Annotated in this window: 14 protein-coding genes; all 14 read right to left on the bottom strand. The window is 38.9% G+C overall.

Translation table 11 applies throughout. The features are described 5' to 3' along the window. Positions 1–90: 90 nt before the first annotated feature. Positions 91–1,356: a glycosyltransferase gene (locus tag BMY11_RS11235; RefSeq protein ID WP_090575300.1), complete on the bottom strand. Its 1,266-nt coding sequence runs from the start codon at positions 1,354–1,356 to the stop codon at positions 91–93. A gap of 36 nt (positions 1,357–1,392) precedes the next feature. Further along, positions 1,393–2,508 (bottom strand): glycosyltransferase, encoded by a 1,116-nt coding sequence (locus BMY11_RS11230; RefSeq protein WP_090575299.1) that lies wholly within the window; start codon positions 2,506–2,508, stop codon positions 1,393–1,395. Between the two features lie 4 nt (positions 2,509–2,512). Beyond that, complete coding sequence (locus tag BMY11_RS11225) at positions 2,513–3,634, bottom strand: glycosyltransferase family 4 protein (RefSeq protein ID WP_090575296.1); 1,122 nt, start codon at positions 3,632–3,634, stop codon at positions 2,513–2,515. A gap of 2 nt (positions 3,635–3,636) precedes the next feature. Further along, positions 3,637–4,794: a glycosyltransferase family 4 protein gene (locus BMY11_RS11220; RefSeq protein ID WP_090575293.1), complete on the bottom strand. Its 1,158-nt coding sequence runs from the start codon at positions 4,792–4,794 to the stop codon at positions 3,637–3,639. Positions 4,795–4,899: 105 nt separating this feature from the next. Next, entirely contained in the window at positions 4,900–6,249 is a 1,350-nt protein-coding gene (locus BMY11_RS11215) for a flippase (RefSeq protein ID WP_090575290.1), read from the bottom strand. Between the two features lie 32 nt (positions 6,250–6,281). Beyond that, positions 6,282–7,382, bottom strand: a complete 1,101-nt coding sequence (locus tag BMY11_RS11210; protein WP_090575733.1) for a glycosyltransferase family 4 protein — start codon at positions 7,380–7,382, stop codon at positions 6,282–6,284. Positions 7,383–7,392: 10 nt separating this feature from the next. Next, positions 7,393–7,944 carry an acyltransferase gene (locus BMY11_RS11205; protein WP_090575287.1) on the bottom strand — a complete coding sequence of 184 codons (552 nt, stop codon included), beginning with the start codon at positions 7,942–7,944 and terminating at the stop codon, positions 7,393–7,395. Between the two features lie 18 nt (positions 7,945–7,962). After that, positions 7,963–9,225: a glycosyltransferase family 4 protein gene (locus BMY11_RS11200; RefSeq protein ID WP_090575284.1), complete on the bottom strand. Its 1,263-nt coding sequence runs from the start codon at positions 9,223–9,225 to the stop codon at positions 7,963–7,965. A 4-nt stretch (positions 9,226–9,229) separates the two neighbouring features. Further along, entirely contained in the window at positions 9,230–10,324 is a 1,095-nt protein-coding gene (gmd, locus tag BMY11_RS11195; protein ID WP_090575731.1) for a GDP-mannose 4,6-dehydratase, read from the bottom strand. Between the two features lie 24 nt (positions 10,325–10,348). Beyond that, positions 10,349–11,287, bottom strand: a complete 939-nt coding sequence (locus BMY11_RS11190; RefSeq protein WP_090575281.1) for a GDP-L-fucose synthase family protein — start codon at positions 11,285–11,287, stop codon at positions 10,349–10,351. A 30-nt stretch (positions 11,288–11,317) separates the two neighbouring features. Continuing rightward, positions 11,318–12,016, bottom strand: coding sequence for a sugar transferase (locus tag BMY11_RS11185; protein WP_090575279.1), 699 nt, complete (start codon positions 12,014–12,016; stop codon positions 11,318–11,320). Positions 12,017–12,037: 21 nt separating this feature from the next. Then, positions 12,038–12,919: a UTP--glucose-1-phosphate uridylyltransferase GalU gene (gene galU, locus BMY11_RS11180; protein WP_090575277.1), complete on the bottom strand. Its 882-nt coding sequence runs from the start codon at positions 12,917–12,919 to the stop codon at positions 12,038–12,040. A gap of 336 nt (positions 12,920–13,255) precedes the next feature. Then, entirely contained in the window at positions 13,256–13,948 is a 693-nt protein-coding gene (locus tag BMY11_RS11175) for a CpsD/CapB family tyrosine-protein kinase (RefSeq protein WP_090575274.1), read from the bottom strand. Next, positions 13,941–14,696: a YveK family protein gene (locus BMY11_RS11170; RefSeq protein WP_256217419.1), complete on the bottom strand. Its 756-nt coding sequence runs from the start codon at positions 14,694–14,696 to the stop codon at positions 13,941–13,943. Before BMY11_RS11170 ends, BMY11_RS11175 begins: the two co-directional genes overlap by 8 nt. Positions 14,697–14,744: the final 48 nt, after the last annotated feature.

Raw genomic sequence — 14,744 nt, 5'->3', positions numbered from 1 at the left:
ATGCTCCTCATATAATTTATGCTCCAAATACCTCTGTCATTAAGATAAGAAACTTTCTGAATGGGCAACTCAAGTGAAAAGCCCCACTTTTTAATTTAAATCAAAAATCAAAGCTTTCTTATCCCTGAGTGAACTTATACACTTGTTGTATATATGCTCCATACTTACTGCGTTATAATTCCAAGTCAATAAATTCTCTACGGTCTTTGATCCGCTCTCTCCAATAGAGTTACAGATCGTTTCGTTACTTAATAGTTTTACAATCTCTTTTGACAATCCTTTAGCATCTTTCATTGGGACTAATATTCCATTTACTCCATTATCAATAACATCACTTATACCTTCGCCCTGAACCCCGATAATGGGCTTGGCAAGAGACATAGCTTCTGCATAAACAACACCAAACGCTTCGAACCAAGAAGGCAATACAAAAATATCACACCAAGACATATACTCTAAAACTTCCTTGTGTGATAGCTGCCCTTTTAGCTCAACAACATCAGAAAGTCCCTTTTCTTTAATCCTAGACGATAGCAATTCTCCTTCAGTACTGAATGAACCAATAATAATACACTTCAGCATTGGATGGTCTTTATAAATACTTTCAATAGAGTCGATTAAATAGGTATGTCCCTTTCTTTCTTCCATTGCACCAACTGATAATAGTACTTTATTATCCTTATAGTTAACAGGTCTCTCTACCTTGTTTTCTTTTACTTTATTAATATCTACTCCAGGGTGTACAATCTTAATCTTCTTCTTATACTCCATACCGAATTTCAATATTTCTTCCTGAATAATTTTACTTACTGAAATAATGCACGCTGCATTGCTTAAAACTTTCTGATACACCATTTCCAGTGGCTTATTTTTCAGCGCAAACTTCGGATCCCATGCACTATTTTCTGTAACACAGTAGGGTATGTTATATTTCTTACTAATCTTATATGCAATCATCCCCTCGAAACTCGGTCCGTGTGCATGGATAATATCAATTTTTTCTTCCTTAATTATTTTTTTCAACTTCCAACTCATGTTCGCGTAGACTATTGAAGTTTTAATAATAGGGAATTTATTGTAGATCTTGCTCAGTATTTTAATTTGTGGCCATATTAATACTCGTGAATTATAAATAGCAACACCATCATAGTTTTCGTATTCAGGAACATTTAACCAGTCATTTATTTTTTGGGGAATATTAAATAAGTTAAACACTTTAGGTAACCAAGGTGTCGGAGAAATAACCGTTACTGTGTTCCCCCTATCCTGTAAAGTTCTTGCTTGCTCATGTGCCCATACTCCCATTACCCTATTATGCGGCTTAGGATAGTAACCAGCTATTATCAATATATTCATTTAATAAAATCCCCTTAAATATTTGACCTTATAAGATTAATTCACCTTAAAAAAGGATCTATACTCCTCAATAAAGCTTTCCTTACTTATTAATTGTTTATAGTATTGTTGATTATCAAAGTTCTTCTCATTTAGATCTTTGAAATTCTGTAGAGTATTTAATAATACAGATGTCAAACTTTCTATATTTTCTGATTCAAAAACATCACCAAGTCCGTAGCTTTTTATCGTAAATCCAATTTCTCCATGACTTGGGCCTATTATGAATTTGTTATTCATAATTCCCTCTGTTAAAGGTCCGCTTTGCCCTGTAAATATTTTTCTATATGGAAGAACAACAATGTCAGCACTTGAGAAGTACTGTACGACGTCATTGTCATTCACATATCCCAATCTAGGTATTACTCTTCCATTTAAACCATACTCATTAATCATTTGTTCTATATCATTTTCAGAGAAGTCTTCTGCCTTACCCGCAATAATAAGAGTAAAGTCCTGCTTATTTATGTGTTGTAAAGCTTGCAATAAAATATCTAACCCTTTATCAAATCTAGTTCCACCAAATGCAAGAAGGACTGGCTTAGCATAGTTATTTAATGTGCTGCTAGCATTCACTTCATTTTTGTTATCATGAAGATTCGGGTAATTAATATTTTTGAGCAGATCATCAGTCATTTTGTTATTTGCAGAAATGATACTGTTATAAGTGTAATGACCATGTACGATTACTTTATTGATTACTTTAAAGTTTATTAAGGCCATAAAAACTTTCTGTTTAAGAGATCTACCAGGAAACCAATGCAATGTTCCTGAAACCTCTTTATTAATGAACAATGGAAATAGCAGTACAAGTGGTAATATGACACTATCTAAGTTAAAAAAAAATATTCTTTTGATTTTATTTTTCTTACAATAACGACTTAACTCAAATAAATCTCTTACTCTAGATAAAAGGGGATGTATGGCTTTCTTCTTATCGGTATCAATGATGTTTATTGATTTACTCTTTAATTCGTTCTTCTGCAGCTCATCGTCCAATGGAGAGTAATAATGTATCTCTTTGCCCTTTAGGTTGCTCATAACTGTATAATTATAAATAAATCGATGGCCATCATTTGCCGTATCGTGAAAAACAATTTTCTCATCATGCATGTTTCTATTCCCCTTGTAAACTTAGAAATTCATCAAAGATATGTAAATGCTTTTTCACCATTTCCTTAACTGTAAATAATTCCGAGATTTCTCTACTATGGCTCCCGAATTGTTTCCTTAAATCTTCGTCATTGAGTAATAGCCTAGTTTTATTAGCAATGTCTTGAATATCGTCTACTTCTACAACAAATCCATTTTTATTTTGCTCAACTAGATCAAAGCTTGCCCCCGCTCCAGTAGTAGCAATGATCGGTAGTCCAAACGTAATCGCTTCATTTAAAACTAGTCCCCATACATCATTTCTAGTAGGAAAAACAAAGAGATCTGCTATATTCCAATAAGGAATTAATTCATTCTTTTGTAAAAAATCTATTAGTACTACCTTATCAGTTAATTCATATTCTTTAATAAGTGCTTCGTAATTCGCCCTTTCGGGTCCGCCTCCAATTAGCACTAGTGTTGTTTTATTATCGTCAATTAATTCAAAAGACTTAATAAGCGTGTCAAATCCCTTTAATGAGATAAATCGCCCTATGCTTAACACTACCTTTTCACGCAATTGCAAATTGTTTCTTATTTCCACCTTATCAGCAGGACTCAAGCTCATCCTATCATTAGGACTGAAACTGACCGACGAAAATGGATACTCATAGACTTCTCGCTCTGTAGCTCCATAGTACATTAAGTATTTTAAGCAATTCTTTCCAGACGATAGATAAGCAGCCGCGCTAGAAATGAAAAAGCGTTTTATATTTTTTAATAACGGATTTTCACCCCGCTTGATAAAGCCTCCATCAGAATTGAGCAAGAAAGGTATACGATTAAATTTTAGCCACGTAATTGCTAACATCTCGGTGGGAGTACTGTAGCCACCCATGATGTAAATATCAAATTTGCTATTTCTTAACTCACCAATTATTCCTAAATTAAGATGCTTATCTAATCCAAAAGTATATCCATTTAAAAATTTATATTTAAAATTCTTTCCTAAACCATCTATCTCCCATTCCCTATCCTTCTCACTAGAAGCTTCAAACCATACCGTTAGATCACAGTGCAGCCCTAACTCATTCCAAAAATCTACTCTATAAGGGGCAGGGATATTGGTTATAAAAAGAACTCTCATAATTAACTCCTTTCTGAATTATTTGTTTGAACAATACTTTTATAGACACTCATGATCTGAGTTGAATTTCTATGAGCTGTAAATTCCTTTAAACTACGAGTTCTTGCATTAACTTTAACACTTGCATACAGTTCTTGATTAGTTACTAACTTTCTTACTTGCAAAGCCAAATGCTGCGGATCTCCAAGATTATATAAAAGCCCGTTTACTTCATCTTTAATGAGCTCCACTGTTCCACCTGTATTAGCGCCGATGACAGGTATTCCGGCTAACATCGCTTCGACTGTAACCCTTCCAAAAGCCTCGCAATGGGAACATACGAGCGCTACTTCGCTTTCTTTCCTAATCTCATCCATTTGGCTGCCGGTAATAAATCCATGAAACTTTACTCTATCAATTACACCCAACTGTAAAGCTATTTCCTTAAGAAACTCTAGCTCCGGACCATCACCTACAATATTAAGCCTGCAATTCATGTTGTAAGTATAATTTAATACAGCTAATGCTCTTATTGCTTCCGCTTGTCCCTTCTCTTTAACTAAAATTCCTGTTATCAGAAGATTGATATTCTCGCTAACATTAGGACGGTTTTCATCATTATAAATAATATTATTTTCATCAATTCCATTATAAATAACTGTTATTCGATCATGATCGATATCGTTTTTATATTTCGAAAATACCGCTTCAGATATACATATCACCTTCGAAGAAGAATTATTTATATACCTTACTGACTCCGAATACCCATTTTCAAATGATATGTTATAATCCTCTTCAAGCATCTCTCTTATGTGCCAAACATGAGGCAGTTTCAATAACTTTGCTGCCATCGCTCCAATTGAAATAACACTTGAATTAGTATGAACCAAATCTATATTTAATTTTCTAAGTACCTTTGTAATTTTTCTTGCTGCATTTTGGTTGTATAATCGCTTAACACTCTTTTTAAATCTACTTTTATTTTTAGATGCCCATGGTCTAAAGGGAATAATTAAAACATTAATCCCTGTCTCTTCAAGTTTATCCGTTAGTGGCCCCTGTGAAGGGCAAATGACAACAGGTTCTATCCCCTTATACCGAAGTTGAAGAACCAGCGAGAATAATGACTGATTCGCACCATACATTTCAGAGTAATGAGTAAAATATGCAACTTTCAATTCCTTCCACCTCAATTTAATAATTCAACAATTGAATGGTGAATTAATTGATATAGTCTTTCCTAGACACAGAAAAAGGATGCTTGTCTACTTGCATCCCATACACTATTTCTTTCTAAAAATTAAAATAAAGTTCTTCAGTAGCAATGCTTTAATCATCATGCGAGCCAGCACTTTTGTTTTAACGCTAAGGAGAAAAATGAAAAAGTTAGCAATTCCATACGAAATTAATGTGGCAACTGCAGCACCTACTACTCCCATAGTAGGCAGTAAAATAAAATTTAAGCCTATATTAACGAGGCAAGCAATAGCTGTGGCAGTCGAATTAATTTTTAAATGGCCCTCACTTATAATCCATGGATTTTTTGCAGCCCCTAAAAAAACAAAAACTGCAGACCATATATGAATGGCGAGTATCAAGCCTGCTTCCTTATATTCCGATCCATACAAGAGTAAAATAATGAAGTTCGATAAAAATGTCATTGGTAATGCCAATACATAGGCCAGTAGTGTGCACAAATCCAACAAGCTTTGGTTTTTTTTCAGATATCTGCTTTCATTCATCTGCTTTGCCTTTACAATCGAGGGAGTTAAGGAACTCACAATAGCACCAGGGATGAAATACCAGATCTCTGAAATTCTTGTTGCTGCTGAATAGATCCCTAAATCACTATCCCCTAATATTTTACCAATCATAACTTGATCTATCTTCATATAAAGCATGACAGATACAGATGAAATGGCCATTGGCCAGCATTGTATAAGAAGCTTTTTTGCGTATGTAAGGCTAAAGCGCCATTTGCTAATAGAATTTCTCGTATATAAATATATCCCTACTAATGCAACAGCATCGAGGAGTATTTCAAGAGCAACTACAACGGAAAATTCTAGTAATGTCGCTTTCTGCCATATTAATATAATTTTCATTGCGGATATAATAAAGAAACTTAATAGCCGTACGTTCACAACATTCTTTGATAGCACCTGCGACTGGAACCAAAAATCTATTACTTCAAAAGCTTTAAATACAATACCAGCCGTTATAATCGGCATGATGACCTTATAAATACCGTCATTATAAGAGAAGCAAAAGTAAAGTATAATAATAACGATTTGAGCAACCAATCCTGATGCCAACCGCAACAAAAAAGCAGTGCCTAAGATATCATTCTTCGCTGCAGGCTTATTCACTATATCTCTTACTACTATGGAGTCTAAACCCAAGTTTGAAATAGGAATAACTAATGCGGTAAATGCAATTACATAATTTAATTGGCCAAATTGTTCGGGTCCCAAGTATCTAGCCATCCATACACCAACTAGAACACCTACTATAAGCTTAAGAACCCTTTCAATCATCAACCAGAGTATATTTTGGGCTATGGTACCCTGACTTTTATTAAGTTTTAAAAAGGGCTCCAGCAACGGCAATTTAGTTGAGATTAATTTGAGCATAATAAACAAAGCACCAACTATCGATAACTATTTTAGTTTCTGTGTTCATGGTTCAACTTTCTATTGAAGATTGAACGGAAATTATTGATATATATAGATTCTTTAAATGTCTCTAAGATAACCGTTCTATTGTTAATCATGGTTTCCTGATTACAATATAATCGGTTATAAAGTTCCGATAGTTTCTGTTGTTCCGTCTCCGTTACGACAATTCCATTCTCACCATTTTTCACTAGATCCGGAATTCCAGCATGATTTGTTGTTACTATGGTCATACCGTTTCCCATTGCCTCAATAATGGAAATAGGCTGTCCTTCGTTCGGGTAACGAGTAATTAAAGTGAAAATATCGCACATTTTCAACAATTCTTTCTTTTGAGTCCCCTTAACTTCACCATGATAAGTAATAACATTACTTAATCCATTATCATCAATAAATTCGAGGAAAAACTCTCTCTCCTCGCTCCTAAAAAACTTACCAGCAAAGTGAAAGTGAAATTTTCTCTTTTCTCCTGAATCAATTCTTTTTTGTTCTATTTTCGCTAGTTCAAGAACCTCTAGATATCCCTTGGTCTTAATGAAGTTACTGAGATAGAGCACATCTAGAGATTGCTTATCCTCTACTAATCTAATCTTCTGCTCAAACTCTAATTCCGTCATTAGTAAATCATTATCTATACAATTCGGAACAACCAGGATTCTATCTTCTGTAATCATTCCGGTAAAAATAGATTTCATAGAATCAGAGAGAACAATTACATTTTCTAGTGAGTTAATCGCATAATAGTTCAAACGTGATTGTAACTTGCCGACATCATGATCCACTAATTTACGGTAATAGCCTCCATGCAGGTGAACAATACATTTCTTTCTCCGCATCTTCAATAAACTCAATAATAATAAATCCCTAATATTCCCTCCTTTGGTCTGGCTAATTGTAAAGTAAACCAGCTCCGCTTTACTCTTCCAAATGGTATAGAGATTGCGAAGAAACATTTTGTTGTTGGTAATATCCACTTTCTCGAATCCAAACTCGTTCTTTAATTCTGAGTTGTAAAGTGTATCAACAGCCTTAGACAATCCATGGATAGGCGGCGGAAACTGGGCAATGAAACATATTCTTTTTTTGCTCATTTGGTCCAACTCACAATCTTTTAATTACTCTCGCCGGGTTTCCAGCAATTACGCAATTATCTTCAAAAACACCACTAACTACTGCACCTGCACCTACTACGCAGCCGTCTCCTAGAATAGTTCCTTTTAAGATTAAAGAGTTGCAACCGATAAAGCAGTTTTTACCTATAGTTATTGGTTTGGCACCAATCTTCTCTTTAATATCTGCATTCCTTGCCTCAATTTCAATAGGGTGAAAGTCATTGTCCATGATCTTGGCATTTCCACCGATCAGTGTATTATCACCTATGCTGATAGAGTTTCTCGCATAGATTGTTGCACCCGAAATACCCACATTGTTTCCAATAGAGATTTTCGACTCAGACGTACGTGTCACAATAATAGTTCTCTGATACAGTCCCACTAAATTGGACAAGAATGACGAGTTAATCGTCACATTATTACCGATCGTTAATTCCGCCCCTGACTTATTGAAGATAACTGGCATTCCTTTTAGCAAAAGGTTCTTTCCATACCTCACTTTGGTCGCCTTCATTACGAGCTTAAACCAATTACTATTCATATCTATCGCCCTCAGCTGTTAATTACTAATTTCAAGAATATACTTGTTAATAGATACATCCTTCGTAAGATTCTTAACCAAGTAGGCCCTTGCTCGCTCACTCATCTCTGATCGAACGCTGCTATCTTTCTCACTTAGAAGACGATTAATAATGGCTTCAACTTCATTGTAACTTCCCGGTTCCGTCACATAACCACATTGCGATTCTTCCATTATCAAACGAGCTTCAGAACCCTGTTCCAAGACTCCTAATATCGGTTTCCCTGCTGCCATGATGCCATACAGCTTACTCGGAACGGAGATACCTTTAATACCTTGAGCGTTAATGCACCAATGAACATCACCTGCATTTAGGCTATAAATGAGATCAGACTTCTTCTGATAAGGGATAAAGACGACATTCTCAAGATCATGCTTTTCCTTATAGCTGATTAGTTGATGCCGAACAGATCCTTCTCCAATAAAGGCAAACACCACATCATTACGATCCTTGAACCTCTTGATGACAGGCATCATATTTTCAAGATCATAATAAAGGCCGATGTTGCCAGAATACATAATGACGAATTTATTTACTAATCCATACTTTCGCTTAAAGGCCAATACCTGTTCATGATCCGCTGGAAGAGGATAAATCTCCTTCTCATTGATCCAGTTATTAATAAAGGTATGATTAGGCACCTTCTTGCCTTGGAATCTAGCTTTTAGCGTTTCGACCATATCTCGGCCAACTAAAATAACCTTATCAGCACTTCTGCTGCTAAATTTATCAAACCACAGCATGGCGTTCAGAATCAGTTTATTGTCGCTATATTTAACAGCTATCGTTTGTTCAGGGTTGAAATCCTGGATGTTGTAAATGTACTTGGCCCGTTTCACCCATTTGCCCCATACTCCAATCAGCCCGCCAAGGATAGGTGGCTGTGAAATGGAATAGACATAATCCATCTTGCCAGCTTTGAACGTTGCAATCATTGCGCCAACAAAGTAAGAAACAATGTTCTTAACCCTGCTGAGCTTGCTGCTCTTTGTGAATTCTGGAACGCGAATTCGAATGACCTTGACTCCATTCATTTCTTCGTAATAAAACATCCTAGTCTTATACTCGGCAGCCACCGCCCCAGTGTAGGAGGGAACTACACAAATAACCGTTATTTCGAAGGAAGGAAGCATGCCTTCCGCTAGTTCTTTCAGAATTTGACCTGTTGATGCGACATCAGGGTGGTAATAGTGCGCGTAGATAAGCAACTTTTTCTTCGCATTTGCTTCTGAGCTTGTCATTGTTCTACACCAACACCCCATCGAACATTTTCTTACTTCCTTCTTCCGTGCTGACTTTGGCCATATCGTATTGAACCATCTTACTTACCAGCTCCTCGAAGGAGGTTCTAGTAGGATTCCAGCCCAATAAGGTCTTAGCTTTCGTCGGATCACCTAGCAGCTGTTCAACTTCGGCCGGTCTGAAGAAGGTAGGATCTACTTCAACAATAACTTCGCCCGTAGACTTGTTAATGCCCTTCTCCTCTACACCGCTACCTTGCCATTCGATTTGGATGCCTACATGCTTAAATGCCAGCTCCACAAACTCACGTACCGTGTGCATCTCTCCTGTAGCGATAACGAAATCCTCCGGCTTGTCATGCTGCAGGATCAGCCACATGCACTCGACATAGTCCTTGGCATAACCCCAGTCACGCAGTGACTCCAAATTGCCGAGCTGCAGCTTCTTTTGCTTGCCTTGTGCAATTCTGGTAGCTGCCAGTGTGATTTTCCGGGTAACAAAGGTCTCTCCGCGGCGCTCGGATTCATGATTGAATAGAATGCCATTGACGGCAAACATGTTATACGATTCGCGATAGTTCTTGGTAATCCAGAATCCATAAATTTTGGCTACGCCATATGGGGAACGAGGATAGAATGGAGTCGTTTCCTTCTGAGGAACTTCTTGAACCTTCCCAAACAATTCGGAGGTAGATGCCTGATATACACGAGTCTTATCTGTCATTCCCAGAAGCCTTACAGCCTCTAGAATATTCAAAGTGCCTTTGCCATCGACGTCCAAGGTGTAACCTGGCATATCGAAGGAGACACGGACATGCGACTGTGCTGCGAGGTTATAAATTTCATCCGGGCGGATCTCGCTTATTAATCGGGTAACGTTAAGCGCATCGGTCACATCGCCATAATGGAGATGAAAGTTCTTATTGCTCATAATATTGCTCGCTTCTTCTTCGGACAATATATCCTCCAGCCGCTCCTGGTTGTATGACGAGCTGCGACGAATAACACCATGTACCTCATAACCCTTATCTAATAGAAACTCAGCTAGATAGGAGCCATCCTGACCGGTTACTCCAGTAATTAGTGCACACTTACCCATCATTCCCACCCTATCTCATGAATGTTATTGTCTTACCACTTGTTCAGCCTGAAATGCTTCATAAACAGCTCGAATTCCTTGCTCAAGCGGTATTGTTGCTTTCCATCCGAGTCCGTTAATTTTCGTTACATCGACCAGCTTTCTTGGTGTGCCGTCCGGTGCGGAAGTGTTAAATACAACATCCCCCTCATATCCGACCACATCCTTGATGAGAAAAGCCAAATCTTTGATAGAGATATCTTCACCTACGCCAATGTTGACGATTTCACTGTCCTCGTAATGTTCCATTAAGAATAGACACGCTTCCGCCAGATCGTCTGAGTGTAAAAACTCGCGTTTTGGCTTGCCCGTCCCCCATACCTCAACAGTTAGTGCTTCGGCTTCTTTGGCCTCATGAAACTTTCGAATAAGTGCAGGCAATACATGAGATGTCTTTAAATCGAAGTTATCATTCGGTCCATACATATTCGTTGGCATTACTGAGATAAACTTCGTTCCGTATTGGCGATTGTAAGATTGGCACATATTAATACCAGCGATCTTCGCGATGGCATAAGGTTGGTTAGTAGGTTCGAGCTCTCCCGTCAGCAGATACTCTTCCTTCAATGGTTGAGGCGCAAACTTGGGATAAATGCATGTGGAACCTAGAAACAATAGTTTCTTAACCCCGGCACGATATGCAGAATCGATCACGTTTGTTTGAATAAGCAAATTATCTCGAATGAAATCCGCAGGATATTCATTGTTTGCAACAATACCGCCTACTTTAGCGGCAGCTAGAAAGACATAGTCAATATCGTTCTCTTCAAAGAATCTCTGAACCTGATCACGCTCCCGCAGGTCCAATTCTGAACTAGTGCGATAGATAAGATTCTGATAGCCTCTTTCTTCTAATACTCTCGTTATTGCTGAACCGACCAAGCCTCTGTGTCCAGCTATATATATCTTCGAACCTATCTCCATACCTACACCTCTGAACTGAAGATTTCGATGTTAAAAAGCATCATTTGATCCTAGCAGTACTTTTACGGTCTTAAAAATAATCTTGATATCAAAGGCAACACTTCTTTGTTCTATGTACATCAAATCCAGCTCAACCATCTCATTAAAGCTTAGTTGGCTTCTTCCGCTTACCTGCCATAGTCCCGTGCAGCCTGGCGTAGCTCGCAGCCTCATCTTGTCATAGCTTGTGTATTCGTCGACTTCACGCGGAAGAGGCGGCCTTGGTCCAACAAGAGACATGTCGCCCCGAATGACGTTCCAAAGCTGCGGTAGTTCATCAATACTCGTTCTTCGAATGAACTTGCCCACACTAGTAATTCTCGGGTCTTCTTTCATCTTGAACATGGCTCCACTAACTTCGTTCTGTTCCAATAGCCCATCGAGGAGCTCTTCCGCATTGGAAACCATGGATCTAAACTTGTACATACGGAACGACTTTTCGTTCTTCCCGACTCGTACCTGATAAAAAAATATAGGACCACTCGGGTCCTCGATCTTGATTATAATCGCTATGACAATGAACAGCGGTATTAAGAAAATTAGTCCAAGCATCGCTCCTATAACATCCATCACACGTTTCATCATGAGATAGAAGGAGAAGTTCGTTGTTCTTTCTGCTGGTTGGATTGAAGCAGAGAGGCTGCGTTCTAAGATTACATCCCCATCGCTTTGCCGTGAGGATAAGCCCATTATTCCCACCCGCTTCCAGTTCTATTTCTTCGTTCGTTCTTGTTTAAGAACTTCTTCAAGTGCCGCTAATAGAGGAGCTCGCAGCTCTACATTTGCAAGTGCAAAATCAATCATAGTGGTAATAAAGCCGAGCTTCTCACCCACGTCATAACGTTTTCCGTCAAAATCATACGCATAAGCACCTTGAACTTCATTCAACCTCTGAATCGCATCGGTCAATTGAATTTCTCCGCCTGCTCCTGCCTCCTGGCTCTCTAGATAATCAAATATGTCAGGGGTTAGAATATATCTTCCCATAATCGCCAAATTCGAAGGTGCTGTACCTAACTTCGGCTTCTCAACAAACCGATTTACTGAATAGAGCTTGCCGATTGCTTCACGTGGATCAACGATCCCATAGCGTTCCGTTTGTTCAATGGAGATCGCTTGAACACCAACAACGGAGCGCTGCACTTTCTCATACTGAGTGATAAGCTGTTTCGTACATGGTACATCTGCAACAACGATGTCATCACCAAGAAGGACAGCGAATGGCTCATCCCCGATAAACTTACGTGCACACCATACTGCGTGGCCAAGGCCTCTAGGTTCCTTCTGTCTAATATAGTGAATATCTACACTAGACGATTTGCGTACCTCTCCAAGCAGCTCCAGCTTGCCCTTCTCCATGAGGTTTGTTTCCAGCTCAAATGCACTGTCGAAGTGGTCCTCAATCGCGCGCTTTCCTTTGCCTGTCACGATAATAATATCTTCAATCCCTGATGCAACAGCTTCTTCTACGATGTATTGGATTGTAGGTTTATCGACAATCGGAAGCATTTCTTTGGGCATCGCCTTTGTTGCCGGCAAGAATCTTGTCCCTAGGCCCGCCGCTGGAATGATTGCTTTTCTAACCTTCTTCAATCTTCCTCACCCTCTTCCATCAATCACTTGCAGATAAAAAAATAAGCTATACTTTTCATAAATATAAAAAGCATAGCTCGTCTTTTTATATAGGATTTTCTCTCATCCAAATAAAGGGCATTGAACCCATCCTCACATTACACCCTTGACGATGAACGTCTAAGGCAATTTGCCCACAGCGTAATCGAGTGCCTGCATGTGATAGAGGTTCAGTAGACATCACCTTTTGTTTATATCATGGGTAATTAGGTCATTATTCTCACTCATTTGGCATAATCCGACAATATACCCAAATATATAATAGACCCTTTTGTCTATTATAACAATACTTTAGGACTATTTATTTGCGTCGTTATAGTGGTAATAGTAGTACCCGTCACCGTTCTTCTGCTTGACATTATTAAGAACGACCCCAAGAATACGCGCATTAACCTGGGTAAGCTGCTGTTTCGCTTTCACGACCATATCGCGCTTCACTTTACCGGATTCCAGTACTAACAGGGAGCCATCACATTTCGTAGAAACGATTTGAGCATCAGTAACTGCGAGTGTAGGAGGAGTATCAACAAGAATGACATCAAACTGTTCACGTAATTGCTCAATTAACAAGCTCATACGCTTCGATGCCAACATTTCTGCGGGATTAGGCGGTACTGGACCTGAAGTCATTATAGAGAGATTCGGGATATCGGTTGCTTGCACTGCCTCCTCTACTTCACATTGACGAGACAATACGGAGGATAAGCCATGACGATTACTTAATCTGAACGTATGATGACTGGTCGGTCTCCTCATGTCCGCATCGATGAGCACTACGCTCCGATCGGCCTGCGCATAGACAACCGCCAAATTTGCAATTGTTGTCGACTTCCCTTCACCAGGAGATGCCGAAGTTACCATAATGACCTGAACCTTGTCGTCAACTGATGAGAAGTCAATATTGGTGCGGAGAGAGCGATAGGCTTCCGATATGGGGGACTTGGGTTCGACCAACGAGATGAGACGCCTCTTACTCGCCAACTTAGACATGCTTGACTTCACCCGCCTTTGCTTTTCGAGCTGTAGTTGCTTGTTTCCGGTCTAGTCCCTGATTATCCATTCGTGCAATTTGACCAAGTGTGGGGAGCTCGAGGAACCGCATTACATCTGCTTCCGTCTTGATGGTGTCATCCAAATAATCCAACAGGAATGCTATACCTACTGCGCCGATCAAAGATACTACGAACGCTAAGATTACATTCAGCTTTAATTTCATATTAACCGGTACGGGCTGTTTAACTGGATGCAGATCAGCCAAGTTCAAGAGCGTTACGTTCTTCACGTTGAAAATAGTAGGGATTTGTTCCTTGAAGACGAGAGAGATCGCATTCACAATTTGGGCAGCTGTCTCATAGGAAGGGTCTTGTACATTCAAGGTCATCACTTGCGTATTATTAACAGAACTAACCTTCACTTTCTTAATCAGGTCATCTGCAATCAAGTTAAACTCCGGATGCTGCTCCGCCACAACTTCCATAATGGCAGGTGTCTTAATAATTTCCTTGTACGTATCGATCAAGCGGAGATTGGCATTGACTTCGTTGATAAGGTTTGAGTCGTTAACAGAACTATCTGTTGCCGTACGGTTTACTACAATCTTTGTCGTTGCTTCATAGGTCGGCTGTATCATGAAGTAGCTGTACAACCCCGATGCCATTGAACAAACGAGTACAATGGCCACTATCATCCACTTTCGTTTCATAATGATCTGGATGTAGTCTCGGAGCTCTAATTCCATCTGCACGTTATATCCCTCACATTTTCTATATTTAATTTTGGGTTAATT

Origin of the sequence: Paenibacillus sp. OV219, from assembly GCF_900110075.1 — a bacterium.
GTDB lineage: Bacteria > Bacillota > Bacilli > Paenibacillales > Paenibacillaceae > Paenibacillus_Z.
The sequence above is the reverse complement of the archived record's forward strand: the minus strand, read 5'-3'. Positions and strand labels throughout refer to the sequence as shown.

Coding starts and splice junctions, on each gene's coding strand:
- BMY11_RS11215 (WP_090575290.1), bottom strand. CDS start 6,249: ATGCTCAAATTAATCTCAACTAAATTGCCGTTGCTGGAGCCCTTTTTA.
- BMY11_RS11230 (WP_090575299.1), bottom strand. CDS start 2,508: ATGCATGATGAGAAAATTGTTTTTCACGATACGGCAAATGATGGCCAT.
- BMY11_RS11185 (WP_090575279.1), bottom strand. CDS start 12,016: ATGGGCTTATCCTCACGGCAAAGCGATGGGGATGTAATCTTAGAACGC.
- BMY11_RS11170 (WP_256217419.1), bottom strand. CDS start 14,696: ATGGAATTAGAGCTCCGAGACTACATCCAGATCATTATGAAACGAAAG.
- BMY11_RS11200 (WP_090575284.1), bottom strand. CDS start 9,225: ATGACAAGCTCAGAAGCAAATGCGAAGAAAAAGTTGCTTATCTACGCG.
- BMY11_RS11235 (WP_090575300.1), bottom strand. CDS start 1,356: ATGAATATATTGATAATAGCTGGTTACTATCCTAAGCCGCATAATAGG.
- gmd (WP_090575731.1), bottom strand. CDS start 10,324: ATGGGTAAGTGTGCACTAATTACTGGAGTAACCGGTCAGGATGGCTCC.
- BMY11_RS11190 (WP_090575281.1), bottom strand. CDS start 11,287: ATGGAGATAGGTTCGAAGATATATATAGCTGGACACAGAGGCTTGGTC.
- BMY11_RS11205 (WP_090575287.1), bottom strand. CDS start 7,944: ATGAATAGTAATTGGTTTAAGCTCGTAATGAAGGCGACCAAAGTGAGG.
- BMY11_RS11210 (WP_090575733.1), bottom strand. CDS start 7,382: ATGAGCAAAAAAAGAATATGTTTCATTGCCCAGTTTCCGCCGCCTATC.
- BMY11_RS11175 (WP_090575274.1), bottom strand. CDS start 13,948: ATGTCTAAGTTGGCGAGTAAGAGGCGTCTCATCTCGTTGGTCGAACCC.
- BMY11_RS11225 (WP_090575296.1), bottom strand. CDS start 3,634: ATGAGAGTTCTTTTTATAACCAATATCCCTGCCCCTTATAGAGTAGAT.